Genomic DNA, 24224 nt, shown 5'->3' on the forward strand with positions numbered 1-24224 from the left:
GGCGGCTCCGGGCTTACCGGCCAGCGCCCGCCATGGCGCGCTCGACCAGCTCGATGCGCGACTTGCGGGATTCGGCGATGTAGTTCCAGTCCGGCTGGTAGAGCTGGTCGCGCAGGGCTTTCAGCGGTTGTCCCAGTTCTTTTTCAGTGGCCGCAGACAACTTGGCCATGCTGTTCAGCGGCAGATAGCCGGCGACGTCGGCGATGCGCGACTGCCCTTCCGGCTGCGCCACGTAGTTCAGCCACTTCAGGTAGCTGGCGCGGCCCTGCGCCTTCTTGGGCACAACCACGATGTAGGGCAGGATCAGCGCGCCCTCCTTGGGGATGACCATCTCGATATTGGTCTGCCCGTCGCGCTTCATCTGCCAGACGCGGGTCGAGTAATAGGGAGCCGCCGTGACCTCGCCGCGCTGCAGCAGTTGGTTCATCTGCGCCATCGAGCTGTACATCGCCAGCGAGTTCTTGCCCAGCGCGGTCAGCAGGGCCAAACCCTTGGCGGTGTCGCGCTCATTGCCGCCTTCGGCCACCGACATGATGGTCAGGTCATAGGCCGAGCTGTAGACCGGGCGGGTAACGGATAGCTTGCCCGCCCATTTGGGATCGCCGAGCGCTTTCCACGACGAAAAATCGGAGGGTTTGGCCAGGTCCTTGTTGACCGCGATACCGTAGTAGGCGAAATAGGTGCTGACGCCGATCAGGCGCCCGCCGGGCGTCTTGAGCAGGTACTTCTCAGGCACGTTCTTCAGCGCCGGCACCTCGCTCATGTCGAAATCTTCGAGCAGACCGTCGCTGTACATCTGCGAGGCCTCGAAGAATGACGACAATGCCGCGTTGAATTTGGGTGCGTCCTTCTGCGCGCGCACCTGGGCCTCGGGCGTGGGCACTTCGACGATCTTCACGCCGATTCCGGTCTCTTTGGTGAAGGGCTCGGCGTAGGCCTCGCGCCACGCCGCACCGACGCCGCCGCCCCAGGTGGCCATGGTGATTTCCTGCGCGCCGGCTGCGCCGCAAACGGCCATGAACGCGGCGGTGGTCCAGTTGGCGAATCGATGGATGCTCATTGTGCGACTCCAGTAAGAGTGAACAGCGCTAGAGGGAAACGACCGAAATGCGGCTGTCGTCCCAGGTCAGTCCAACGGCTGCGCCCTGTTCGGGCAGGGGCAGTCCGTCCTGCGCAGGCCAGTCGGCGATCAAGGTGCGGGCGCCGGCCTGTAGCCAGACGCGGGTGTTCTGTCCGGCGTAGACGCGGCGTTCCACGCGGGCCTGCAGGCGCGCGCCGGCCATCGGCGTCAGCTTCAGGTGCTGGGGGCGCAGCGACACACCCACGGCACTGCCCGCGGCGAAACGCGGCTCCGGCAGATCAAAGGCACAGCGGAGTTCGGCGCAGTCCACACGCGCCGCGCCGGTCTGCACCACGCCTTCGAAGAAGTTCGTGTCGCCCACGAACTCCGCAACGAAGCGGGTCTGCGGCTTTTCGTAGATGGTGGCGGGATCGCTGACCTGGTCGATCAGACCGTTGCGGAACACGGCAACGCGGTCGGACATGGTCAGGGCTTCTTCCTGGTCGTGCGTCACGAAGATGAAAGTGGTGCCGAGCTTTTCCTGGATCAGCTTCAGCTCGGTCTGCATCTGGCGGCGGATTTTCATATCCAGGGCGCCGAGTGGCTCGTCCAGTAGCAGCACCCGCGGCTCCATGACGATGGCGCGCGCCAGCGCCACGCGCTGCTTCTGTCCGCCGGAGATTTGGCCGATGTAGCGCGCGCCATAACCCTCCAGGCCCACCATCGCCAGCGAGCGCTCCACCTTGCTGCGGATGGCGGCAGGCGTTTCGCGACGCATCCTCAGGCCGTAGCCGATGTTCTCCGCGACGGTGAGGTGCGGAAACAAGGCAAGGTTCTGGAAAACCATCCCGAGGGGACGGCGGTATGGCGGCGCGGACAGGATCGACAGCCCGTCGATCCGCACCTCGCCGGAGGTGGGTGTTTCGAAGCCGGCGATGATCCGGATGAGCGTGGTCTTGCCGCAGCCGCTCGGGCCCAGCAGCGTCAGAAACTCGCCTTCGCGCACATCGAGGCTGACGCCCTTCAATGCCGCCGACGCGCCAAACGTCTTGCTGACGTTCTGGACCTGGAGGATCGGCGTCCCCGCTGTTTTCTGACCCTGCCCCATGCTCACACACTCCGGCAAAACAGATGAATGAGCGCAGAATATTGGAACGAATATGCTTTGGGCAATAGTAAAATCCCGCATGAAGATTTAATATTACCGCCAGGCGATAATTAACACCCAAAATTCGGGAAAACGAGGAGCCCAAAATGCTGGAACAGGCCGAACTGGAAGTCGACGATGGCATGTTCAATCACTCGTTCGCGAGAGGGCTGAAAGTGCTGTTCGCGTTCCGCGGCGCGCAAAGCGCAATGTCCTTGTCGGAAGTGGCGCAAGCCGTGGGCACCAGCGTCAGCACGGCCCAGCGCACCGTGTACACGCTGGAAAAACTGGGCCTCATCAGCAAATCGCCCAAGACGCGCAAGTTCAGCCCCACGCTGCGAGTGCTGGAACTCGGCTACAACTACATCGCGGCCGACCCGCTGGTCGAAGCCGCCAATCCATTTCTGGCCGAACTGTCCAACATCACCGGGGAAACAGTCAACCTGACCGAACCCCTGGACCACGAAATGGTCTACGTGTCCCGGGTCGTGGCAGCGAAGTTCATTCCCATCCACATGCCCATCGGCAGCCGCATCCCGATGTACTGCACGGCCAGCGGCCGCGCCTACCTGGGAGCGCTGCCGGAAGACGCCGCCCAGGCCATACTCGATGCATCGCCGCTGCAGCGCCATACGCAATGGACCGAGACCGATCCAACCAGGTTGATGGAGATCGTCCGCCAAGCGCGGCGCGAAGGCATCGCGTACAACAAGGAAGAGCTGTTCCTGGGCGACATGACGATTGCCGCGCCCATCATGGGCCAGCGCGGCACGCCCGTTGCCGCCGTGCACATAGTGGCGCCAACCAGCCGCTGGACCCTTGAAGAGGCGCTGGCGCGACTGGGTCCGCTAGTGTTCGACTGCGCCCGCGGCATCAACAATTCGGTGCGCTCGTTTACCTGACGGCCACCGGGCCGGCGGCCCGCGCTACAACAGGTCGATCCAGGCGCGGCCCCGCGGAAAGTAGAGGGCGGCGCGCGCTGCGCGGCCGTCCAGCGCCGTGACCTGCGCGCAATAGCGCAACAGTTGGTCGCCGTGGCGTTGGCGCATGCGACCGGCGAAGGCGGTGGGGGTTTCGCCGGGGTGCGGGCGGCCGGTTTTGTAGTCGACGATGAGCCAGCCGTCTTCGGTGCTGAGGGCCAGGTCGATGACGGACACCTTGCCGGCGGCGTCGATCAGGGGCCATTCGCGGCGGGCGCCGGATTGGGACAAAAGCCACAGGCCGCGTTCGTCGGCCAGGGTGGCTTGCAAGGTTTCGAGCACGGCCTCGGAGGCGGCGTCGGCCTGGCTGGCGGGGATGCCGGCGCGCGTGAGTTGGCGGCGCATGGCGGGCAAGCGTTCGGCCAGCGCGTCGGCGGACCAGGCCTGAACGCCGTCCTGGCCGATGCGCGCCAGCCAGGCATGCGACAAGGTGCCGATGGCAGCGTCGTAGCCGGCCTCCAGTTGCCAGGCGGGATGTTCGCCGCCATCGCCCCAGGCGCCGCGCGCTGCGGCGCCAAAGCCGGGGCTGACCGCCACGTCCGCCACGCGCGCCAATTGCGCCAGGCCCGCGCGGTCCACCCGCCGCAAGGGTTCGCCCTGCCACTCGGGACCGTCGGCTTCCTGCCCCACCGTTTCGCCATCCAGCGACGGCGGTGTCGGTGTGGCCAGGCAGGGCCACAAGCGGCCCAGCAGGCTGGCGGAGGACGGCGTCTTGACCTGACCGCTGGCTTCGTCCACCGACACGTGGCCCACGAGGTGCAGGCGCTTGCGCGCCCGCGTCGCTGCCACATACAGCAGGCGATCGATTTCGTAGGATGCGCGGCGCGCCTCGCGCGCGCCCAGGTAGCGCGACAGGGGGTCGGCCTCGGTTTCGGCGCGCGGCTTTACCGGACCGAACAGCACGCGGCCGCCGCTCTGCTCAAAGCGCACGAGCGGCGCCTGATCGCCGCGCGGCGCGCGGTGCAGGCCGTACAGGATGACGGTTTCGAACTGCAGTCCCTTGGACTTGTGCATGGTCATGATTTCGACCGCGCCCGTGTCTTCGTCCGCCGCGTCCGGCGCGGCGAACAAGCGCGCGATGCCGGCGTCCAGGGCCGCGACGTCGATGGCGCCGTGCGGCGCCAGGCGCTCGACCAGCTGGAACAGGCTTTCCGCGTCGTTGGCCACAGACAGTCCGGCATACAGCGCAGGACCGCCCAGGCGGCGCCACAGCGACTCCACCCACGCCGCGAAAGGCATGGCGCCCGAGGCGTTGCGCTTGTCGAGCAGGATGCCCGCCACCTGACGTAAGCGCTCGAACTCGTCGGCGCCGAGCACGCTTTGCGCCGATGGCGTGTCCGGCGCTGCGGGCGCCGCGTCGAACAATGACCCCTGAGGCGCGCTGGTGGCGGATGAAGGTACGGTCTGCGGCGCGATGCGCAGGGCGCGCTCCAGCAGCACCGGCACCGGCGTGATGTGGTCGTCGCCGAATAAGCGCTGCAGGGATGTCAGCGTCAAGCCGCAGTACGGTGCGCGCAGCACCGACAGCCAGGCCAGACGGTCGCCTGCATGCGACAAGGCCCGCACCAGTTGCACCAGGTCTGCCACCACCGGCCGCAGGGCCAGCGGCACCAGGTCCACCGCGCGGCAGCGTATGCCTTCCTGCGCCAGGCGGCGGGTCAGGTTGCCCAGATGGCTGCGTGCCCGCACCAGCACGGCGACGGGATGCTTGGCCCCCTTGTGATCGATCAGCGCCTGGCGTACCAGGTCCACCGCAATGTCTTCAGCCTGCGCTTCCGCGGGGGCCGCGCCCTCGCGCGACCAGGCCGGGTGAAAGCGCACAGCGGGTTCCGGCAGCGCTTCATGGAAAGCGGTGGACGGGCTGTAGGCGATGGCTCCCGCCGCCGCATCGCTGCGCCGGGGCAGCAACTGCGCAAACGATTGGTTGACCCATTCGACGATGCCCGCCTGCGAGCGGAAGTTGTCGGTAAGGTTGAGGAAATCCGGCTGCAGTTCGCCTACGCCGATGTCGGCGACTTCCAGGAACAGGCCCACTTCCGCCTTGCGGAAACGGTAGATGGACTGCATCGGGTCGCCCACCAGGAACAGGCTGCGGCCGTCGCCCTGCTGCCAGCCCGAGGTCAGCGTGCGCAGCAGGTCCAGCTGGGTCTGGCTGGTGTCCTGGAATTCGTCGATGAGCAGATGGCGGATCGAGGCGTCCAGCTTCAGCAGCAGTTCGCCCGGATCGTCGGCGCTGCCCAGCGCGGCCGCGGCGCGCTGCGAGATTTCGATGAAATCCACCTCGCCCGTGTCGGCGAAGCGCAGCCGCAACTGCGCCACCGCCAGCGCCAGCGTCATCAGCTGCGCGCCCAGCACTTCCCATTGCGCATCGGTGAAATGTGGCGCGGGCACGTCGCGCACCGCATGCAGGCGGCGCACCCAGACTGCGTCCGGGTCGGCGGCTTCCAGCCACGCCACGAACGGGTCCTTGTGCGCGCACTTGGCAGGAAAGCCCAGGTTCTTGTTGACGGTCTTGCGCAAGGTGCCGGTGCCCGTCAGCAGCAGATGCGCCACGGCTTGCCAGAGCTCCAGCGCTTCGGCGTCAGGCGGAGGCTCTTCTGTCCAGTCCAGCAAGGCCAGCAGCTTGTTTTCGGTCTCTCCATCCTGCAGATTGGCGGCAGCCAGCCGCGCCGGGCCGCATAGCGCTTCGGCCCAGCCATAGGGCATGGCCTCGCTGAGCGCGTCCAGGTCTTCGCCGATGGCCTCGGCCAGCATGGCTTCCATGCCCTCGCGGTCGGAGCCGTGGCGCAGCAGTGGCAGCCACTGGTCACGTTGACCCAGCATGTCGGCGATGGCCTCCTTGGCGGCCTGCACGTCCACGTCCAGATGCTTGAGGAGGATGCGCACGGCCTCGTAGTCGTCGGCAAGGTCCAGGGTGGCGCGCGCCGCCGCCTCGTAGTGGGTGCGCGCATCATCCGTGATCTCGGGCATGCCGCCCAGCTCCGACAACCAAGGCATGCTGCGCACCAGGCCCGCGCAGAAGGAGTCGATGGTGCGGATGGCCAGGCGCGCGGGATGGTCCAGCAGATGCCAGCCCTGCTCGTCGTTGCGTGCCAATGCGGCGCGCGCGAGTTCCCAGCTGCGGCGCTCGTGCATGGCTTCGGGCGGGGCATCCAGTCCGCGGCGCAGCTTGCTCAGCACGCGCGCGTGCATCTCCGACGCGGCCTTGCGCGTGAAGGTGATGGCGACGATTTCTTCCGGACGGTTCACAGTGGCCAGCAGCGCCAGGATGCGATCCGTCAGCAGCTCGGTCTTGCCCGAGCCGGCGGGCGCCTGCACCAGAAACGAACGGGTCGGATCCAGCGCGTCGGCGCGCGCCATATGGTCATGCGGCAAGCGTTCTTGTTCAGCCATGGCTCATGCGTCCTCGTCGTCCAGATGCAAACGCAGGAACGGCAATGCATCGCAGTATTTCAGGTCGTCGCGGCGATACGCGACGTTGGCCGCGTAGCCCGCGGCGTACTCGTCGGCCAGCGCTTCGATGGCACTGCGCCAGCGCTGCCGGATCTCCGGCCAGGACAGCCCGTCGAAGTACTTGCTGTCGCTGGCCAGCGTAACGCCGGGCACGCCCAGGTCCTCGTCGGCCAGGCCTTGTGCGGCGACCTGCCGCGCATGGATCTGTGCCAGCACCAGGCCCGCCACTTCGCCGCCCGCGGCGTCCGCCAGCACCGAGGCATAGAACGGCAACTGGACGTTCACGGGGCGACTGCGCGACCAGTCGGGTTCGGGCTTGGCCGCCGCCACGCCGGTCTTGTAATCGACGATGACATTGCGGCCATCGCCGAGGGTATCGATGCGATCCAGCCGCAGCTTCAGGTTGAGCGCGCCGCGCTGCCATTGATGGTTCTTTTCCACCTGCGCCACCGCGAAGGGCAGGCGCTGCGCTTCCATATCCAGCCAGGACGCCAGCACGGCCTGGGCGCGCTGGCATTCCAGCGTGCGCAAGGCGGGCGCGTAGTCTTTCAGTTCCTCGTCCGCGGCTTGCGCCACCGCCTGCTCCAGCAAGGCAGGCAGGCGGCCCGTGGCCATGACTTCGTGTAGCGCGTCCTGATCGGGCATCATGCCCCACACCAGTTCCAGCGCCTTGTGCAAAAACTGGCCGCGCACGTTGACCGTGGCCGCATCCGCATAGGGCGCCATTTCGCGGCCGCCCAGGCGATGCCGCACGAAGGCCCACAGCGGATTGCGCGCCTGCGTGTCCAGCACGTCCAGGCCGCCGCCGCCACGATTGCCGGCCGCCAGAGCGGGCCCTTGCGCGTCGTCCAGCGATTCCTGCGGCAAGGCCGGCAACGCTTGCGCCGCCGCGGGCGTCCAGTCCGTCAGCGCTGCCGCCGCGATCAGCGGCGACGGACGCAGCTCGCGTTCGCCGTCCATGTGCGCGTGGCTGACGATGATCTCGGGCGCGCAGCGACACAATGCCGCGTACATGCCTTCGGCCCATTCGCGTTCGCGCTCGGGCGTGGCGCGCGGCGCCTTGGCCTGGCGCAACACTGCCAGCGGCAACAGCGGATTGGGCTTGGGCGAGGCCGGCAACACGTCATCGGTCAGGCCCAACACCCAGACGCCGTCCCAATAGCCGCCCTCGGCTTCCAGCAAACCCAGCACGTCCAGGCGCACCTGCGGATCGCGTTGCGGCTGGAACGAGGCGGAACGCGCCACGCTTTCCAGCAGGTTCACGGCGGCCACGCCGCCCAGGCGCCCGGCGGCCGGCGCCAGCGCCGAAAAACTGCCCAGCGCATCGCCCAAGGCGCCCATCACCTGATAGCCGACGCTGTCCAGCACGCCTTCGCCGGGAAAGCCCAGCGCCATCAGCGCGGCCTTCATGCGCAACATCCACACGTCGCAAGTGGCCTGGCGGCCGCCCTGCGTCCAGATTTCCATGGCCTGATTCCAGGCCTGCGCCAACGCTGGCAAGTCCGCCAGCAGCTTGCGCCAATCCTGCGGGCCGACATGCAGTTGCGCCTGGCGCCGCCAGCGCGCGTCGATCGAGGCCAGCCGCGCGCGGTCGCGCACGTCGCCCGCGCAATGCCCGCCCAACAGGGCCGCGCCCAGCACCTCCACGCCACAGCCCTTGCCCGGCGCGCATTCGGCCAGGGCGCGCAACCAAGCGAGCGCGGCGCGCGCCATCGGCCATTCGTTCAACGGCCGCCCCACCGCCACGTTGAAGGCGTACGCGGCTTCGCCGCCACGCCCGGCCAGGGCCTGGCTGAGCACCCGCCGCGCGAACGGCGATTCCACCTCCAGCTGGGGCGAGACGATGGCGTAGCGGCCATGGGGATGCATTTTCAAGCGCTCGGCCGCCCAGGCCGCGGCAGCGCGCCATTCCGCGCCTTGATCGGCGGCCTCGAACCTGCGCGCCGGCGTTTCAATGCGCTGCGCGTCGCGCCACTGCGCAACGGCCGCGCCCTGCTCTTCAAACGCCTGCAGCAGCCGGCGAAAGCGCGGCGACATGTCCGTGAATCCGGCCAGCACAAGTTGGCGCGGCACGGGCAGGCGTCCGTCCTCCAGCGCCCGCAATACGCGCGCATAGCCCTGGTTGGCATCCTCGGCATCGATGCCGGCCAGCGCCTGGCGGTAGCGAACCCGCCATTTCGCGAAGCCGCGGTATTCGTCGGTATCCGCGCCCGAAGGCACGTGCAGTTGCCATTCGTCCATCAGCAGGTCTGCATCCATCGACAAGCGCGCGGCCTGGCTCGCATCCAACAGCACGCGCTCGGCTTCTTCAGCGCGGATCGCCTCGGTCCACACCAGTTGCGTGGCGAAACTGTCCAGCCGATAGGCAGGCACATCGCCATCCGTCTCGAACGCGAGTTCATTGGCGGCATCGGCCAGCCAGGCGGACAGCGGCAATATGCGCGGCAACTCGCTGACCTGGCGCTCCTGGCGCAGCAGGCCCGCCAGCTCCAGCGTAAGCCGGCGCGACAGGCGGTTGTTCACCGTCAGCACCAGCGTGTCGGCGGCAGGCATGCCGCCGATGTCCGGCAGCGATAGATCGGGATAGGAGGGCGATGAGTCCTGCATGGGCATCCGTAGCGCCCGCCCGCAGGCGGCGCGCGATGAGGAGAGAAATACCGCCGTAGGATACCGCGAGGCCGAGCGGAAAAAGCGCCTAGAAGCCGCAGAGCGCGGCCAGGTTTTCCCAGTGGATCTGCATTTCCGGCGTGGTGTAGCCCCAGAAAGCCAGGCCCAGGACGGCAACCAGGGCCAGCGCGCCAATCGCGCGCCAGCCGCGATGGCGGCGGGCGGCGGGCGCGGAACGATTGGCAGGGTTCATGAACGTCTCAGGCCGCGGCCGGCTGGGCAACCGGCTGTTCGCGCACCGGCAGGCACAACAGCGCCGCGATGACGGCCAGGGCCACGCCCAGCCACCAGACGGCGTCGTAATTGCCGGTCTTGGCATAGGCATATCCGCCCAGCCATACGCCGATGAAACTGCCCAGCTGGTGCCCCAGGAAGACGATGCCCGACAGCGTGGCCGCATAGCGCAGGCCGTAGATCTGGCCGATCAGGCCTTGCGTGAGCGGCACGGTCCCCAGCCAGAACAAACCCATCCACGCGGCGAAGGCGTACAGCACCCATGGCGACAACGGCATCCAGAGCAGCAGCAGAATGCCGAAGGCGCGCATGCCGTACACCACGGCGAGGAGCCGTTTCTTGCTGTACTTGCCGCCCAGCTTGCCGGCATAGAACGAGCCCAGCACGTTGAACAGGCCGATCAGCGCAATGGCGGTCGCGCCCTGCCCCGCGCTCAGGCCGCCGTCCGTGACATAGGCGGGCAAGTGCAGCGTGATGAAGGCGGTGTGGAAGCCGCAGACGAAGTAGCTCCAGAACAGGAAATGGAACGAGGGGTGGCGTACCGCCTGCTTGACCGCCGAGGCCAGCGATTGCTGCGGCCCGGTGTGGGCCTGCGGACGTCCGCGCAGGAAATACGCCAGGGGCGCGCCGCAAGCGACGAACAGCGACAGCACCCACAATGCGCCCGTCCAGTCCAGGCCGCTGATCAGCACCTGTCCCGTGGGCACCACGGCAAACTGACCGAGCGAGCCGCCAGCGCTGGCGATGCCCATCGCCGTGCTGCGGTAGGCGGGAGGAACCGCGCGGGCCACCACGGGCAGGATCACCGGAAAGGTCGTGCCGGCCTGGCCCAATCCGACCAGCACGCCGGCCGTCAGATAGAGCGTGGCTTCATCCGTGGCGAAGCGCGTGCCTATCATGCCCAGCATGTACAGCAGCGCGCCCAGCGCGATGGTGCGGCCCGAACCGTAGCGGTCGGCCATGATGCCCATGAAGATACAGGCCACGCCCCACACCAGGTTCTGCAAAGCGAAGGCCATGGAGAACACTTCGCGTCCCCAGCCTTGCGCCAGCCCCATCGGCTGCATGAAGAGCCCGAAGGTGGCACGCACCCCCATCGCGAGCAGCACCACCAGCGTACCCACGATCAGGGTACGGATGAAATTCGTATCGGTTTGGTTAGACATGAAACCCGTTTTTCGTTGTTTTGTTCGTCGCCCCCTCCACGGGACGGTCCGGCGCGCAGCGCGGGACCCGGTCATCATATACAAATAGCCTCCGCGCTCCGGCAATAGCCACGTTGGGCGTCGGGTCCAGCGAGCCGGGTTGCAGGGCAACGGATTTGGGGCTTGCGCCGCCTGCTGATAGACTTGCGTCCTGCGCCGAAACCCGTGCCCCCAGTGATAAACTCAGGGCCGACAGAATCGTAGCGATATCAAGGCCTTAGCAAGCAAGCGCGATCACTCGACCGACGCTGCCGCCTGATCAGCAATAGTCTCGCCGTAGTTAAATGGATATAACCGGCCCCTCCTAAGGGTCAATTGGTGGTTCGATTCCACCCGGCGAGGCCATCTCTGGCGTCGGTTCCGACGCCCCCCTTCCCTGCATCCCCCTACGCGCCCGAAGCCCTGCGCTTTTGTGAGCGCGGTTTGCCTGCTCCGGCATGGACAAAAACCTCGCGCGTTCAGCCGGATGAGGGTTAATCCGGGCTACGCTCACGCGCGGCCTGCCGTTAGCTTCTCGCACTTGTCTTGTGACGAATTGAAGCTGCGTCAATACGTCACTATTATTTTTTTGGACGATGATAGCGAATCGCCTTGCGCGCAACTTGAAATTGCTGTTTAAATTCGACGCGTAAGCCTCTAATTCATCTGGACTTTTTCTGGCCCGACGAAACGCCGGCTTAAGAAACATTTACTGACAGACTGACAAGCCAGCTCAAACCATGGCATTTCCCTGGAAACGTGCGATTGCGAACGCGATAGCGCCTGTGGCGCTGGCGGTGTGCGCGCTCCTGCCCCCCGCCGCCCAAGCCGCAAAGAATACGGACCCTTGCAAGACCAACGCCAAGTCGTCGGCCTGCAAGGCGCAACAAGCAAAGAAGGCTCCGGCCCCCAAAGCCAGCTCCGGCAAGAGCGCCTCCGGCAAACAAGCCGCCTCCTCCGCCAAGAAAGCTCCCCCCAAATCCTCCTCTGGCAAGAAAGCCGCCGCCCCCAAAGGCGGCAAGCAGGTCGCAGCCAAGGGCACGCCGCCCAAGAAGGGCGCGGCCGCCGGCAAGAACGGCAAGCCAAACAAGCCGTCGCGCGCGCAACGGGCCGCCGCTGCCGCCGCAGTCGGTTCGGCCGCCATGCCGCCGCCCGCCTCCTCGGTGCGCGCCGAAGCCGCCGCCCTGCGTTCCAGCACCGCCTACGTGCAGGATCTGGAAACGTCCACGGTCATCTTCGCCAAGAACGAAAACGTAGTGCGCCCCATCGCTTCGATCTCGAAGCTGATGACGGCCGTCGTCGTGGTCGACGCCAACCTGCCCATGGACGAAATGCTGGAGATCACCGACGAAGACGTCGACGGCCTCAAGCACACCACCTCCCGTCTGCGCGTGGGCACCAAGCTGTCGCGCGGCGACATGCTGCACCTGGCTCTGATGTCGTCCGAGAACCGCGCCGCCAACGCGCTGGGCCGCCACTATCCGGGCGGCCTGCCGGCTTTCGTGGCCGCCATGAACGCCAAGGCGCAGGCGCTGGGCATGACCAGCACCCGCTTCATCGAACCCACCGGCCTGTCCAGCGACAACGTCTCGTCGCCGCACGATCTGGCCCGACTGCTGCGCGCGGCCTCCCAGCGCCCGCTGATCCACCGCTACTCCACCGATACCGAGTACGACGTCGAGGTCAACAACCGCACGCAGACCTTCCGCAACACCAACCTGCTGGTGCGCAAGCCCGACTGGGACATCAAGGTGTCCAAGACCGGCTACATCAACGAAGCCGGCGAATGCCTGGTCATGCTGGCCCGCATCAACGGCCGCGATCTGGCCATCGTGCTGCTGGATTCACAAGGCAAACTCTCCCGCATCGGCGATGCGGTGCGCATCCGCCGCATCGTGCAGAATGAAGTGGCGATGGCGTCGATCCAGTCTGGCGGCTGACCGCCTGCTGCGCTACCGCCACATGAACAAAGGGCCCGAAAATTCGGGCCCTTCGCTTTTTGCCGTGGCGGCGGCGCCAGTGTTGGCGGATTAAGCGGCCTTGCGTTTCGGGCGCAGAGGCTGGGCGTCGTACAGCGTGGGCGGCAAGCCTTCCAGCACGGCCTGCGGGTTGAGCGAACGGATCGGCACGGCCGCATCCAACGGAATGCGGCCCTCCGCCTGCAACAGTTGGTAGCGCAGGCAGCATACGCGCAGGAACGACGTGAAATTGGCGGCCTCGCCGCGATACTCGATCAGTTCGTCGTACAAACGTTCGATCAGCTGCGTCACGCGCATGCCGTCCCGGCCGGCGATTTCTTCCAATACCTGCCAGAACAACTGTTCCAGCCTCAGGCTGGTAGCCACGCCATGCAGCCGCAGCGAACGGGTTTCGGGCGCGTAGGACTGTTCGCTGGCGCGGATGAAGATTTCACACATGGGAGCTCCTGGAACTCGGGACTGGGCGCGAGGCCTGGGCCGGGAGGCCTACGGCTGACTGTACGCCGTTTGCCGCGGCCCGGGCAAGGGCGCGGCGGCCGGCCTCTTTCTGCAACCACACGTTTCCGGCATCGGCGGGCTACCCGCTCGGTTGATATAAATCATGGTCGGGAAAGCGTCCACGTTCGAGCATAAGGAATCTTGATCAGACTTCGGAGGCAGTGATGGATAAAACCATGAAAGCAGCGGTTGCACGAGCATTCGGCAAGCCCCTGGCAATCGAAGAAGTCGCGGTGCCGCGCCCGGGTCCGGGCGAATTGCTGGTAAAGATTGAAGCCTGCGGGGTCTGCCACACCGACCTGCACGCGGTCGAAGGCGACTGGCCCGTCAAGCCCAACCCGCCCTTCATTCCCGGTCACGAGGGCGTCGGCCATGTGGTCGCGGTGGGCGCGGGCGTGACCCATGTGAAGGAAGGCGACCGCGTCGGCATACCCTGGCTGTATTCCGCCTGCGGGCATTGCGAGCATTGCCTGGGCGGCTGGGAAACGCTGTGCGAAACACAGAAGAACGCCGGTTACTCCGTGAACGGCGGCTTCGCCGAATACGCGCTGGCTGACGCCAACTACGTGGGCCTGCTGCCCAAGAACGTCGGTTTCGTCGAGGTCGCGCCCGTGCTGTGCGCCGGCGTGACCGTCTACAAGGGCCTGAAGATGACGGACACCCGTCCGGGCAACTGGGTGGTGATCTCGGGCATTGGCGGATTGGGCCACATGGCGGTGCAGTACGCCAAGGCCATGGGCCTGAACGTGGCCGCGGTGGACATCGACGACGCCAAGCTGGACTTCGCCCGCCGCCTGGGCGCCGAGGTCACGGTCAACGCCAAGACTACCGACCCGGCCGCCTACCTCAAGCGCGAGATCGGCGGCGCGCACGGCGCGCTGATCACGGCGGTATCGCCCAAGGCCTTCGAGCAGGCGCTGGGCATGGTGCGCCGCGGCGGGACCGTGGCGCTCAACGGCCTGCCGCCGGGCGACTTCCCGCTGTCGATCTTCGACATGGTGCTCAACGGCGTCACCGTGCGCGGCTCCATCGTGGGTTCGCGCCTGGACCTGCAGGAATCGCTGCAGTTCGCCGAAGAGGGGAAGGTGCACGCCACTGTCGCCACCGAAAGCCTGGAGAACATCAACGACGTGTTCGACCGCATGCGGCGCGGCCAGATCGAAGGCCGCATCGTGCTCGATTTCGCCTGATTTCCAAGCCGTAAAGGAAGAGCGCCAGGGCCGCATGTTTGCGGCCCTGGCGCTTTGTGGCGTTGAAGATCAGGGCGTGATCTTCGTGCCCAACACCGCCAGGAATTGCGACATCCAGGCCGGATGCGCGGGCCAGGCCGGCGCCGTCACCAGATTGCCGTCGGTGTAGGCCTGGTCGATGCCGATCTCGGCATAGGTGCCGCCTGCCAGGCGCACTTCCGGTGCGCACGCCGGATAGGCGGAGCAGGTGCGGCCCTTCAGGATGCCGGCCGCGGCCAGCAGTTGCGCGCCGTGGCAGACCGCCGCGATGGGCTTGCCCGCCTTGTCGAAGGCGCGCACGATGTCCAGCACCTTTTCGTTCAGGCGCAGATACTCCGGCGCGCGGCCGCCCGGAATCACCAGGCCGTCGTAGGACGACGGCTCGACGCGATCGAAGTCATAGTTCAGCGCGAAATTGTGGCCGCGCTTTTCGGTGTAGGTCTGTGCGCCTTCGAAGTCATGGATCGCAGTCGCGATGGTGTCGCCCGCCTTCTTGTCCGGGCATACCGCATGCACCGTGTGCCCCACCGTCAGCAGGGTCTGGTACGGCACCATGGTCTCGTAGTCCTCGGCGTAGTCGCCGACCAGCATCAACAGTCGCTTGCTCATGTTTGTCTCCTAGGGATGGCGGAAAGCCGGTTCAGCGCCCGTGGCCGGGCTCCGGTTCTTGATCTACGCCCCTATTGTGACGCCGCCATCGGCTTGGGTGGTGGTATGGGAATACCACGCCCACGCCAGCCCGCCCTATTCCAGCGCGACGGTTACGCCCTTGGCGCCCAGCAGCGTGACCAGTACCTTGGGGTCTATGCCGATCAGATACCCGCGCCGCCCGCCGTTGATGTAGACCACCGGGTAGTCCAGCACTTCGGCCTCGACCCACACCGGCATCTTCTTGCGCGTGCCGAAGGGCGAGGTGCCACCCACCTGATAGCCCGAATGGCGCTGCGCGACCTCGGGTTTGCAGGGCTCGACGCGCTTGAGCCCGGCCTGGCGCGCCAGGTTCTTGGTGGAAACTTCGCGGTCGCCGTGCATGACCACGATGAGGGGTTTGGCGGATTCGTCCTCCATCACCAGGGTCTTCACCACCGCATGCGGATCCAGGCCCAACTGGCGCGCGGCTTCGCCCGCGCCGCCATGGTCGATGTAGTCATAGGTATGTTCCGTGTACGTCACCTTGTTCTGCTTGAGGAACTGGGTGGCGGGCGTTTCGGAAACGTGGCGGGCTTTGCTCATGGTTATGCGTGAAAGAAGAATTTCGAAGCGGCGCGCGCCGGCTAGCCGCGGGGATGGTGGGTCGCGTGCAGCGCCTTCAGGCGTTCGCGCGCGACGTGCGTGTAGATCTGCGTGGTGGAAATGTCGGCATGCCCCAGCAGCATCTGCACCACGCGCAGGTCGGCGCCGTGGTTCAGCAGGTGCGTGGCGAAGGCGTGCCGCAGCACGTGGGGCGACAGCGGCGCGCGCACGTCCGCCAGCAAGGCGTACTTCTTCACCAGTTGCCAGAACGCCTGGCGCGACATCGCTTCGGCCCGGCCGGTGATGAAGAGCGCATCGCTCACGCGCCCGGCCGCCAGCTCTGGCCGCGCGGACTTCAGGTAGCGGTCGATCCAATGCGCGGCCTCGGCGCCCAACGGCACCAGTCGGTCCTTGCCGCCCTTGCCCAGCACCACCCGCACCACGCCTTCGTTCAGGCTCACGTCCAGCGTGCGCATGCCCACCAGCTCGGACACGCGCAAGCCCGTGGCATACAGCGTTTCCAGCATCGCGCGGTCGCGCAGGCCACGGGCCTGCTCCAGGTCGGGCGCGCGCAGCAAGGCATCCACCTGCTGCTCGGACAGCGTCTTGGGCATGCGCGGCGGCTGCTTGGCCGCGATCAGCGTCAGGCAGGGATCGCGTTCGGCGCGGTGCTCGCGCAAGGCCCAGGCGTAGAAGCGGCGCAGCGCGGCCAGCCTGCGGTTGGCGGTGGTGGCGCGGGTTTCCTCGTGGCGGAAGGCGAACCAGGCTTCGATGTCAGCCTTGCCGGCATCGCGCAAGGGCTTGGCGGGTCCAGCAGGCAGCGCGTGGGCCTGTGCCGCATCGCCATGGCGGTCGGCCATTTCGCGCGCATAGGCTTCGGGGTCTTCCAGCCAACGGGCAAAGCCCGTCAGGTCGCGCCGGTAGGCAGCCAGGGTGTTGGCCGACAGGCCGTCTTCCAGCCAGACGGCGTCGATGAAGGCGTCGATATCGGCCTGGGATTCAAGCGGGGGGCGGGTCGCGGGCATGCCAGGATTCTACGGCTCAGCGTCCGCCCACGCCCGCGGCGGCGGACTTCAGCCAGCTCTCGAAGAGCTTGAGCGCCTCGGAGCGTTCGCTGCGCTGCGGATAGCCGAAGTAGTAGCCCTGGCTGACCGACAGCGATTGCGGCACGGGCATCGCCAGCGTGCCCTGGTCCAGCGCGGGCTGGGCCAGGAAGCGCGGCATCAGCCCGACGCCCAGGCCGGCCTGCACCGCCGCCATCACCATGGTGAAGAGTTCGTAGCGCGGGCCGCCGGCGGCGTGCGGACCATAAAGATGGCTATTGGCCGCGTACCACTGGCGCCAGGCGTCGGGCCGTGATGCCAGGTGCAAATGGGTCATGCCGGACAAGGCGCTGGCGCCCGGCTCCGGCGTGCGTGCCGCCAGCTCCGGCGCGCACACGGGCACGAGTTCGCGCTCGGGGAACAGCAGCACGCCCTGGGTGCCTGGCCACAATCCCTCCCCGTGATACAGCGCTCCGTCGAAGGGCTGGTCCTTGAACTGGAATGGCAACGTGCGCACGGACAGGCTGACCGTGATGTCGCCATGCTCGCGCTGGAAATCCGCCAGGCGCGGGATCAGCCAGGTCGTCGCCAGGGTGGGCACCACGGCGATATGGATGCTGCGGCCCATGCCGGTGCGGCTGACCAGGCCGAAGGTGTCTTTTTCGATCTGGTCCAGATGGTGGCGGATGCGGCCGGCGTACTCGGCCCCATGGTCGGTCAGCACGATGCGCCGGCGTACCCGGGTGAACAGCTGCACGCCCAGGCGCGCCTCCAGGCTGGCCACCTGGCGATAGACGGCGCTGTGCGTCAGGGACAGTTCCTCGGCCGCGCGGGAAAAGCTGCCCAGACGGGCTGACGCTTCAAACGCCTGCAGGGCGCTCAGATTGGGAATGCCGTTTCTCATATCGAGGGAACCGCCAGGTGCCGGCGGGCGTCCCCGCCGCTCGGCCGCGCGGATCTTGCCGCGGCGCAGCATGGCAGGTCGTGCCGGTGGGTCAATAGATTGTGCAATTTTATCAATTGCATTGTGCGATCAAGGAACATTATGCTCGGATGTCCTAACCTCGGCTCATCATGACTACCACCCCCATGTCCCAGCAAGAATCCCGCCTTGGCGGTCACATCCTGGTCGACCAGCTGGTTGCGCAGGGCGTCAAACATGTTTTCTGCGTCCCCGGCGAAAGCTATCTGGCAGTGCTGGACGGCCTGCACGATGCGGACATCAAGGTCACGGTGTGCCGCCAGGAAGGCGGCGCGGCCATGATGGCCGACGCCCACGGCAAGCTGACCGGCGAACCCGGCATCTGCATGGTGACCCGTGGCCCGGGTGCGTCCAACGCGCTGGCCGGCGTGCACATCGCCAAGCAGGACTCCACCCCCCTGATCCTGTTCGTCGGCCAGATCGAGCGCGGCATGCGCGAACGTGAAGCCTTCCAGGAAATGGATTACCGCGCCGTGTTCGGCACGCAAGCCAAGTGGGTCACCGAGATCGACCAGGTCGAACGCATTCCCGAACTGGTGTCGCGCGCCTTCCACATTGCCACCTCGGGCCGTCCCGGCCCGGTCGTGATCGCGCTGCCCGAGGACATGCTGGTCGAAGCCGCCAAGGTCGCCGACGCGCCGCGTTACGAAGTCATTGATTCCGCCCCCACGGCCGGCCAACTGGCCGACCTGGAAAAGCTGCTGGCCGAAGCCAAGAATCCGGTCGCCATCCTGGGCGGCACGCGCTGGGACGCCCGCGCGGTGCAGCAGTTCGCCGATTTTGCGCAGCGCCATGCGCTGCCCACGGCCGTGTCTTTCCGCCGCCAGATGCTGTTCCCGGCCGACCACCCCAGCTTCATCGGCGACGTGGGCCTGGGCATCAATCCCGCGCTGCTCAAGCGCGTCGCCGACGCGGACCTGATCCTGCTGGTGGGCGGCCGCATGTCGGAAAACCCCAGCCAGGCCTACACGCTGCTGGACATACCGGTACCCAAGCAGAAGCTGGTGCACGTGCATCCCGATACCGCCGAGCTGGGCCGCGTCTACCGCCCCACCCTGGCCATCAATACCTCGCCCGCCGCCTTCGCGCAGGCGCTGGCCGGCCTGAAGGCGCCGGCTCAGCCCGCCTGGGCCGCCGGCACGCAGGCCATGCGCGAGTCGTACCTGAAATGGAGCGACCCCAGCGCCATCACGACGCCTGGCGCGCTGCAGATGGGCCAGGTCATGGCCTACCTGGAAAAGACGTTGCCGGCAGACGCCATCATGACCAACGGCGCCGGCAACTACGCCACCTGGCTGCACCGCTTCCATCGTTTCACCCGCTACGGCACGCAGCTGGCGCCGACGTCGGGCTCCATGGGCTACGGCCTGCCCGCGGCCGTGGGCGCCAAGCGCGTGTCGCCGGACAAGACCGTGGTCTGCTTCGCCGGCGACGGCTGCTTCCTGATGCACGGCCAGGAATTCGCGACCGCGGTGCAGTACGACCTGCCCATCGTCGTGGTGCTGGTGGACAACGGCATGTACGGCACGATCCGCATGCACCAGGAAAAGCACTACCCCGGCCGCATTTCCGCGACCGAGCTGAAGAATCCGGATTTCGCCGACTACGCGCGCGCCTTTGGCGGCCACGGCGAACGCGTCGAAACCACCGAGCAGTTCGGCCCGGCCTTCGAACGCGCCCTGGCCAGCGGCAAGCCGGCCATCCTGCACTGCTTCATCGATCCGGAAACCATCACCCCGGGCACGACCCTGGAAAAAATCCGCGACGCAGCGCTCAAGGCGCAGCACTGAAGGCGGGACGGAACGGCGCCGCCGCGCGCCCGCCGTTCCATTCGCCGCTTGCCGCCTGAATTATTTTAGGTTTAAACTTTCTAGCATTCCGAAATCCATAGCGGAGACCCAGCATGTCCTCGAATCCTTCCTTTCACTGGCAAGACCCCTTGTTGCTGGACCAGCAACTGACCGAAGAAGAACGCATGGTGCGTGACGCAGCCTACGCCTATGCGCAGGACAAGCTCGCCCCGCGCGTTCTGAACGCGTTCCGCAACGAACAGACCGACCCGGCCATCTTCTCCGAAATGGGCGAACTGGGCCTGCTGGGCGCCACCATCCCCGTCGAATACGGCGGCGCCGGCCTGAACTACGTCAGCTACGGCCTGATCGCCCGCGAAGTCGAACGCATCGACTCCGGCTACCGCTCCATGATGAGCGTGCAGTCGTCCCTGGTGATGGTGCCCATCAACGAATTCGGCAGCGAAGCGCAAAAGCAGAAGTACCTGCCCAAGCTGGCTCGCGGCGAATGGATCGGCTGCTTCGGCCTGACCGAACCCAACCACGGCTCCGATCCCGGCGGCATGGAAACCCGCGCCGTCAAGACGTCCGACGGCTACAAGATTTCCGGCAACAAGATGTGGATCACCAACTCCCCCATCGCCGATGTCTTCGTGGTGTGGGCCAAGTGCGTCGGCGGCGACTTCGACGGCAAGATCCGCGGCTTCATCCTGGAAAAGGGCATGAAGGGCCTGTCGGCCCCGGCCATCCACGGCAAGGTCGGCCTGCGCGCCTCGATCACCGGCGAAATCGTCATGGACGAAGTGGAAGTGTCCGCCGACCAGATGATGCCCGGCGTGTCCGGCCTGAAGGGTCCGTTCACCTGCCTGAACTCCGCCCGCTACGGCATCGCCTGGGGCGCCGTCGGCGCCGCTGAAGCCTGCTGGCACACCGCCCGCCAGTACACGCTGGACCGCAAGCAATTCGGCCGCCCCCTGGCCGCCAACCAGCTGATCCAGAAGAAGCTGGCCGACATGCAGACCGAAATCACGCTGGCCCTGCAAGGCTGCCTGCGCCTGGGCCGCATGAAGGACGAAGGCACCGCCGCCGTCGAAATCACCTCCATCATGAAGCGCAACTCCTGCGGCAAGGCACTGGACATCGCCCGCCTGGCGCGCGACATGCTCGGCGGCAACGGCATCTCCGACGAGTTCGGCGTGGCCCGCCACCTGGTGAACCTGGAAGTGGTCAACACCTACGAAGGCACCCACGACGTGCACGCCCTGATCCTGGGCCGCGCGCAGACCGGCATCCAGGCGTTCTATTGATCGCTTGTTCGGTTCCGACGAAACCGCCCTACGGGGCGGTTTTTTTTTCGCCCTGCACCGACGATCGGCAAGGTCTCCCAAATTTCGTTTACAACGTAAGTCCCCCCAAAAAAAGGAAGCACACATGACTCCGCGGCAACTGGTCGAAGAATGGGTCCTACGGTTCAATGCCGCCGATGCCGCTGGCCTGGCGGAGCTTTACGATGAAGCGGCGGTGAACCATCAGGTCACCCAGGAGCCCATCGTCGGACGCGAGGCCATTCGCGCGATGTTTGAACGGGAGTTCGCCCAGGCCGACATGACCTGCATCGTGGAGACGATCCATGAAGCCGGCGAGGTTGCTGCCCTGGAATGGCGCGATCCCCTCGGGCTGCGCGGCTGCGGATTCTTTACGGTGCGCGGCGGCAGGATCGTGTTCCAGCGGGGTTACTGGGACAAGCTGTCCTTCTTGAAGATGCACGGCCTGCCCATCCAGTAATTGCCGCCAGGCCGCTCTCGTCCCCGCAACAACCCGCGCATTGCCGAAAGCCCGTATAGGCGAGCCCCTGCACTCGCCGTACGCTTTGCAGCATCGGCCAGGCACAGGGCCGGGCGCTCCCGCGTCCTGCCGCGTGTCCCGACCAGGTTTCCCCCCGAGCCCAGGAGCCGCGCATGCAAGGCTGTCCCACCCTCCGCCTGATGACAGGCATTGCCATGGCGTTCATGGCCCATGGCGCCTACGCCGTCACCACCCTCACGATGGCCACCGAGTATCCGGCCACCTCCATGCCCGGACAAGGCGTATCCACGTTTGCCGAACTGGTCCGCGCCAAGACCGCGGGCAACGTGGTCATCGACGCCAGCTATGACGCGTCCAAGGGGATCAAGTCGGCCGACATGATCGATGCGGTGCAAGCGCGCAAGGTGGATGCGGGCGATGCCTTCGCCGGCGCACTGGCGGCCAAGTATCCCTTGTTCGGCGTGTCGTCCCTGCCGTTCCTGGCGGACTCGTTGTCCAAGGCGCGCAACCTGAACAAGGCCGCCCGCCCCGCCTACGAGAAGCTGCTGGCGGCGCATGGGCAGAAGCTGCTGTACACCACGCCGTGGCCGGCGTCCGGCATCTGGTCCAAGCAGAAGCTGGACAGCGTCGCGGCCTTGAAGAAGCTGAGCATCCGCACCTACGACGCCACGTCGCAGGACGTCATGCAGAAAGCCGGCGCCCGCGCGCAGAACATTTCCTTCGCGGATGCGATGCCGCTGATCGCCTCGGGCGAGGTGAACGCGGTACTGTCGTCAGGCGACGGCGGCGCGGGCCGCAAGCTCTGGGAGCACCTGCCCAACTTCGCGGAAATCAACTACGCGATGCCGATCTCGGTGGCGACGATGAACCTGCAGGCGTATCAGGCGCTGGATGCGCGCACGCGCAGCGCCATCGACCAGGCGGCGGCGCAGACCGAAACCGAACAATGGAAGCGCATCGACGGCCGCCTGCAGCAGAACTACGCCAACATGCGCAAGAACGGCGTGGCGATCAATACGTCGGTGCCGCTGCCCGTGCAGCGCGCGCTGAAGGATGCCGCGGCGGACTCGGTCAAGAACTGGAAGGCAGCAGCCGGTCCTGAAGCCGCCGCCATCCTGAAGCAGACAGGCAAGCGCTAGACGGCCAGCCTCAGTTTTCGCCGGACAGATCGAACAGGCTGGTCGCGTCCAGCTCCAGCACGCCTTCGTCGTGCTGGTTCAGGACCGTCCAGGCCCAGGTAATGATGCCCAGGTCGGGACGCGACGACGAGGTGCGCACGCCCTGCACGCGCGCTTCGAGGCGCAGGGTGTCGCCCGGACGCACCGGCGTGCGCCAGCGCACCTCGCCCAGGCCGGGCGAGCCGAAGGATTCGGAATCGTGCAGCGCCGCGTCCACGGCCATGCGCATCGCCAGCGCGCAGGTATGCCAGCCGCTGGCGATCAGGCCGCCCCAGCGCCCTTCGGAGGCACGCTTGGGATCGGTGTGGAACCACTGGGGATCGAACTTGCGTGCGAACTCCAGGATCTCGGCTTCCGTCAGGGTGACCGGACCGCCCTTGATGACCATGCCGTCCTTGAACTCGGCGAACTTCATTTTGTGGATTCCCCCCGCAAATGCAATCGGCGCGCCAGCGCGCGCCGATTGCCACGCATGTTTGTGGATTCAGTACGTTTCGAAATGCAGGCGCCCTTCGCGGCGCAATGCATCATGCAGGATAGACCAATCCTGGCCCGCTTGCACCGTCACATCGCGCAGGGCATCCAGCACGCCTACTTCCATGCCCTTCAGCCCGCACACGTAGATGCAGGTATTGCGGTCCGCCAGCAGTTCCCGCACCGCGCCTGCGCGGTCGCGGATCAGGTCCTGCACGTAGCGCTTGGGTTGCCCGGCTTCGCGCGACAGCGCCAGGTTGATGTCGATGAAATCTCGCGGCAGCTTCATTAGCGGCCCGAAGTACGGCAGTTCACGCTCGGTGCGCGCGCCGAAGAACAGCAGCAGCTTGCCGTTTTCGCCGGTCTCGATGCGGCGGCGGTAGCGCTCCGTCATCGCGCGCATGGGCGCCGAACCCGTGCCGGTGCAGATCATGATGAGATTGGCGCGGGGGTGATTGGGCATCAGGAAGGTGTGGCCGAACGGCCCGATCACCTGCACCTTGTCGTTCTTGGCCAGGTCGCACAGGTAGTTCGAGCACACGCCATGCGCGGCCGCGCCCGCATGGTCCTCGGTGACGCGCTTTACGGTCAGCGAAAGATTGTTGTAGCCGGCCCGCTCGCCGTCGCGCGGACTGGCCAGCGAGTACTGGCGCGCGTGGTGCGCCCGGCCCTGCGCGTCCACGCCGGGCGGCAGGATGCCGATGGACTGCCCTTCCAGCACGGGAAACGGCAGCTCGCCGAAGTCGAGCACGATATGGTGGATGTCGCTTTCCGTGTCGGCGCCGGTCACGCGGTAGTTGCCGACCACGGTGGCCGTCATCGGCGTCTTGTGCGTGTACAGGTTGACGTATGGGTGGGCGGCGGACCAGGGCGGGACCGTTGCGCCGGGCGCGGTGGAAGTCGCGGGCGCGGCAGGCTGCGGCGTATCCGGCTCATCGCAGGCCGGCGCGGCGGCAGCCGTTTCCGGCAGCGCCTTCTCGCCCGGCAGTTCTTCCCAGCCCAGTTGTTCCTGCACGCCATAGGCTTCGGCGCGTACCATCAGCCGCCAGTTGTCGATCGCCCCCGTGGGGCAAGGCGGCACGCAGGCCATGCAGCCGTTGCAGATCTCGGGATCCACCACGTAGTTGTTCGAGTCGTGGGTGATCGCCTTGATCGGACAGGTTTCTTCGCAGGTATTGCAGCGGATGCAGATCTCGGGATCGATCAGGTGCTGCTTCAGGACTTCTGCTGGTAAGGGAGCGTTCATCTCGGTCTTCCCCATGCTCCGGTAGGCGGCCGTGGAAACAG

Annotated in this window: 20 protein-coding genes and 1 tRNA gene; 8 read left to right on the top strand and 13 right to left on the bottom strand. The window is 66.5% G+C overall.

What is annotated here, in order from left to right:
- Positions 1–13: 13 nt before the first annotated feature.
- Complete coding sequence (locus tag HV793_RS29145; protein WP_175162062.1) at positions 14–1060, bottom strand: extracellular solute-binding protein; 1047 nt, start codon at positions 1058–1060, stop codon at positions 14–16.
- A gap of 28 nt (positions 1061–1088) precedes the next feature.
- On the bottom strand, positions 1089–2168 hold the full coding sequence (locus tag HV793_RS29150; protein ID WP_175162064.1) for an ABC transporter ATP-binding protein: 1080 nt from the start codon (positions 2166–2168) through the stop codon (positions 1089–1091).
- 146 nt (positions 2169–2314) lie between these two features.
- Here HV793_RS29150 and HV793_RS29155 point away from each other — a divergent pair, with 146 nt between their 5' ends.
- Positions 2315–3109, top strand: coding sequence for an IclR family transcriptional regulator (locus HV793_RS29155; protein ID WP_119450601.1), 795 nt, complete (start codon positions 2315–2317; stop codon positions 3107–3109).
- 24 nt (positions 3110–3133) lie between these two features.
- Here HV793_RS29155 and HV793_RS29160 read toward each other — a convergent pair whose 3' ends face one another.
- The 4 genes from HV793_RS29160 to HV793_RS29175 form a co-directional block, all read right to left on the bottom strand.
- Complete coding sequence (locus tag HV793_RS29160) at positions 3134–6580, bottom strand: UvrD-helicase domain-containing protein (RefSeq protein WP_175214349.1); 3447 nt, start codon at positions 6578–6580, stop codon at positions 3134–3136.
- A gap of 3 nt (positions 6581–6583) precedes the next feature.
- Positions 6584–9247 (bottom strand): PD-(D/E)XK nuclease family protein, encoded by a 2664-nt coding sequence (locus tag HV793_RS29165; protein WP_175214350.1) that lies wholly within the window; start codon positions 9245–9247, stop codon positions 6584–6586.
- An 88-nt stretch (positions 9248–9335) separates the two neighbouring features.
- Positions 9336–9500 carry a hypothetical protein gene (locus HV793_RS29170; RefSeq protein WP_166738338.1) on the bottom strand — a complete coding sequence of 55 codons (165 nt, stop codon included), beginning with the start codon at positions 9498–9500 and terminating at the stop codon, positions 9336–9338.
- A 7-nt stretch (positions 9501–9507) separates the two neighbouring features.
- The gene (locus tag HV793_RS29175) at positions 9508–10707 is read right to left on the bottom strand and encodes an MFS transporter (RefSeq protein ID WP_119450599.1); all 1200 of its coding nucleotides are present in this window, start codon (positions 10705–10707) and stop codon (positions 9508–9510) included.
- Positions 10708–11016: 309 nt separating this feature from the next.
- Between HV793_RS29175 and HV793_RS29180 the strand changes: the two genes are divergently transcribed.
- A tRNA-Arg gene (locus HV793_RS29180) sits at positions 11017–11091 on the top strand.
- Positions 11092–11465: 374 nt separating this feature from the next.
- On the top strand, positions 11466–12665 hold the full coding sequence (gene pbpG / locus HV793_RS29185; protein ID WP_225588909.1) for a D-alanyl-D-alanine endopeptidase: 1200 nt from the start codon (positions 11466–11468) through the stop codon (positions 12663–12665).
- A 90-nt stretch (positions 12666–12755) separates the two neighbouring features.
- Here the strand turns inward: pbpG and HV793_RS29190 are convergent, their stop codons facing one another.
- Entirely contained in the window at positions 12756–13142 is a 387-nt protein-coding gene (locus HV793_RS29190; protein WP_054451398.1) for a ribbon-helix-helix domain-containing protein, read from the bottom strand.
- Between the two features lie 224 nt (positions 13143–13366).
- Here HV793_RS29190 and adhP point away from each other — a divergent pair, with 224 nt between their 5' ends.
- Positions 13367–14392, top strand: coding sequence for an alcohol dehydrogenase AdhP (gene adhP / locus HV793_RS29195; RefSeq protein WP_054451403.1), 1026 nt, complete (start codon positions 13367–13369; stop codon positions 14390–14392).
- Positions 14393–14461: 69 nt separating this feature from the next.
- On the opposite strand, the gene HV793_RS29200 is transcribed toward adhP, so the two are convergent.
- From HV793_RS29200 to HV793_RS29215, 4 genes are all read right to left on the bottom strand, one after another.
- Positions 14462–15040, bottom strand: coding sequence for a DJ-1/PfpI family protein (locus HV793_RS29200; protein WP_054451405.1), 579 nt, complete (start codon positions 15038–15040; stop codon positions 14462–14464).
- Between the two features lie 135 nt (positions 15041–15175).
- Positions 15176–15664 carry a Cys-tRNA(Pro) deacylase gene (ybaK, locus tag HV793_RS29205; protein WP_054451406.1) on the bottom strand — a complete coding sequence of 163 codons (489 nt, stop codon included), beginning with the start codon at positions 15662–15664 and terminating at the stop codon, positions 15176–15178.
- A gap of 41 nt (positions 15665–15705) precedes the next feature.
- Positions 15706–16689, bottom strand: a complete 984-nt coding sequence (gene xerD / locus HV793_RS29210; protein ID WP_119450596.1) for a site-specific tyrosine recombinase XerD — start codon at positions 16687–16689, stop codon at positions 15706–15708.
- A 16-nt stretch (positions 16690–16705) separates the two neighbouring features.
- Complete coding sequence (locus HV793_RS29215) at positions 16706–17611, bottom strand: LysR substrate-binding domain-containing protein (protein ID WP_175214351.1); 906 nt, start codon at positions 17609–17611, stop codon at positions 16706–16708.
- 185 nt (positions 17612–17796) lie between these two features.
- Here HV793_RS29215 and HV793_RS29220 point away from each other — a divergent pair, with 185 nt between their 5' ends.
- From HV793_RS29220 to HV793_RS29235, 4 genes are all read left to right on the top strand, one after another.
- On the top strand, positions 17797–19479 hold the full coding sequence (locus HV793_RS29220; RefSeq protein WP_175214352.1) for a thiamine pyrophosphate-binding protein: 1683 nt from the start codon (positions 17797–17799) through the stop codon (positions 19477–19479).
- A 113-nt stretch (positions 19480–19592) separates the two neighbouring features.
- Complete coding sequence (locus HV793_RS29225; protein ID WP_054451413.1) at positions 19593–20786, top strand: acyl-CoA dehydrogenase; 1194 nt, start codon at positions 19593–19595, stop codon at positions 20784–20786.
- A gap of 124 nt (positions 20787–20910) precedes the next feature.
- Positions 20911–21264, top strand: a complete 354-nt coding sequence (locus HV793_RS29230) for a nuclear transport factor 2 family protein (protein WP_054451417.1) — start codon at positions 20911–20913, stop codon at positions 21262–21264.
- Positions 21265–21437: 173 nt separating this feature from the next.
- Positions 21438–22424, top strand: coding sequence for a TRAP transporter substrate-binding protein (locus HV793_RS29235; protein WP_175214353.1), 987 nt, complete (start codon positions 21438–21440; stop codon positions 22422–22424).
- A 10-nt stretch (positions 22425–22434) separates the two neighbouring features.
- Here the strand turns inward: HV793_RS29235 and HV793_RS29240 are convergent, their stop codons facing one another.
- Together HV793_RS29240 and boxA are read right to left on the bottom strand one after the other, a co-directional pair.
- Positions 22435–22878: a MaoC family dehydratase gene (locus HV793_RS29240; RefSeq protein WP_054451423.1), complete on the bottom strand. Its 444-nt coding sequence runs from the start codon at positions 22876–22878 to the stop codon at positions 22435–22437.
- 69 nt (positions 22879–22947) lie between these two features.
- The gene (gene boxA / locus HV793_RS29245) at positions 22948–24183 is read right to left on the bottom strand and encodes a benzoyl-CoA 2,3-epoxidase subunit BoxA (RefSeq protein WP_119450593.1); all 1236 of its coding nucleotides are present in this window, start codon (positions 24181–24183) and stop codon (positions 22948–22950) included.
- Positions 24184–24224 lie beyond the last annotated feature (41 nt).

Source organism: Achromobacter aegrifaciens, assembly GCF_902859965.1.
GTDB classification, from domain to species: Bacteria; Pseudomonadota; Gammaproteobacteria; order Burkholderiales; family Burkholderiaceae_B; genus Achromobacter; species Achromobacter aegrifaciens.

What these genes read in the sequence shown, in the direction of transcription:
- HV793_RS29145 (WP_175162062.1), bottom strand. Translation starts at nt 1,060, where the DNA reads ATGAGCATCCATCGATTCGCCAACTGGACCACCGCCGCGTTCATGGCC.
- HV793_RS29150 (WP_175162064.1), bottom strand. Translation starts at nt 2,168, where the DNA reads ATGGGGCAGGGTCAGAAAACAGCGGGGACGCCGATCCTCCAGGTCCAG.
- HV793_RS29155 (WP_119450601.1), top strand. Translation starts at nt 2,315, where the DNA reads ATGCTGGAACAGGCCGAACTGGAAGTCGACGATGGCATGTTCAATCAC.
- HV793_RS29160 (WP_175214349.1), bottom strand. Translation starts at nt 6,580, where the DNA reads ATGGCTGAACAAGAACGCTTGCCGCATGACCATATGGCGCGCGCCGAC.
- HV793_RS29165 (WP_175214350.1), bottom strand. Translation starts at nt 9,247, where the DNA reads ATGCAGGACTCATCGCCCTCCTATCCCGATCTATCGCTGCCGGACATC.
- HV793_RS29170 (WP_166738338.1), bottom strand. Translation starts at nt 9,500, where the DNA reads ATGAACCCTGCCAATCGTTCCGCGCCCGCCGCCCGCCGCCATCGCGGC.
- HV793_RS29175 (WP_119450599.1), bottom strand. Translation starts at nt 10,707, where the DNA reads ATGTCTAACCAAACCGATACGAATTTCATCCGTACCCTGATCGTGGGT.
- pbpG (WP_225588909.1), top strand. Translation starts at nt 11,466, where the DNA reads ATGGCATTTCCCTGGAAACGTGCGATTGCGAACGCGATAGCGCCTGTG.
- HV793_RS29190 (WP_054451398.1), bottom strand. Translation starts at nt 13,142, where the DNA reads ATGTGTGAAATCTTCATCCGCGCCAGCGAACAGTCCTACGCGCCCGAA.
- adhP (WP_054451403.1), top strand. Translation starts at nt 13,367, where the DNA reads ATGGATAAAACCATGAAAGCAGCGGTTGCACGAGCATTCGGCAAGCCC.
- HV793_RS29200 (WP_054451405.1), bottom strand. Translation starts at nt 15,040, where the DNA reads ATGAGCAAGCGACTGTTGATGCTGGTCGGCGACTACGCCGAGGACTAC.
- ybaK (WP_054451406.1), bottom strand. Translation starts at nt 15,664, where the DNA reads ATGAGCAAAGCCCGCCACGTTTCCGAAACGCCCGCCACCCAGTTCCTC.
- xerD (WP_119450596.1), bottom strand. Translation starts at nt 16,689, where the DNA reads ATGCCCGCGACCCGCCCCCCGCTTGAATCCCAGGCCGATATCGACGCC.
- HV793_RS29215 (WP_175214351.1), bottom strand. Translation starts at nt 17,611, where the DNA reads ATGAGAAACGGCATTCCCAATCTGAGCGCCCTGCAGGCGTTTGAAGCG.
- HV793_RS29220 (WP_175214352.1), top strand. Translation starts at nt 17,797, where the DNA reads ATGTCCCAGCAAGAATCCCGCCTTGGCGGTCACATCCTGGTCGACCAG.
- HV793_RS29225 (WP_054451413.1), top strand. Translation starts at nt 19,593, where the DNA reads ATGTCCTCGAATCCTTCCTTTCACTGGCAAGACCCCTTGTTGCTGGAC.
- HV793_RS29230 (WP_054451417.1), top strand. Translation starts at nt 20,911, where the DNA reads ATGACTCCGCGGCAACTGGTCGAAGAATGGGTCCTACGGTTCAATGCC.
- HV793_RS29235 (WP_175214353.1), top strand. Translation starts at nt 21,438, where the DNA reads ATGCAAGGCTGTCCCACCCTCCGCCTGATGACAGGCATTGCCATGGCG.
- HV793_RS29240 (WP_054451423.1), bottom strand. Translation starts at nt 22,878, where the DNA reads ATGAAGTTCGCCGAGTTCAAGGACGGCATGGTCATCAAGGGCGGTCCG.
- boxA (WP_119450593.1), bottom strand. Translation starts at nt 24,183, where the DNA reads ATGAACGCTCCCTTACCAGCAGAAGTCCTGAAGCAGCACCTGATCGAT.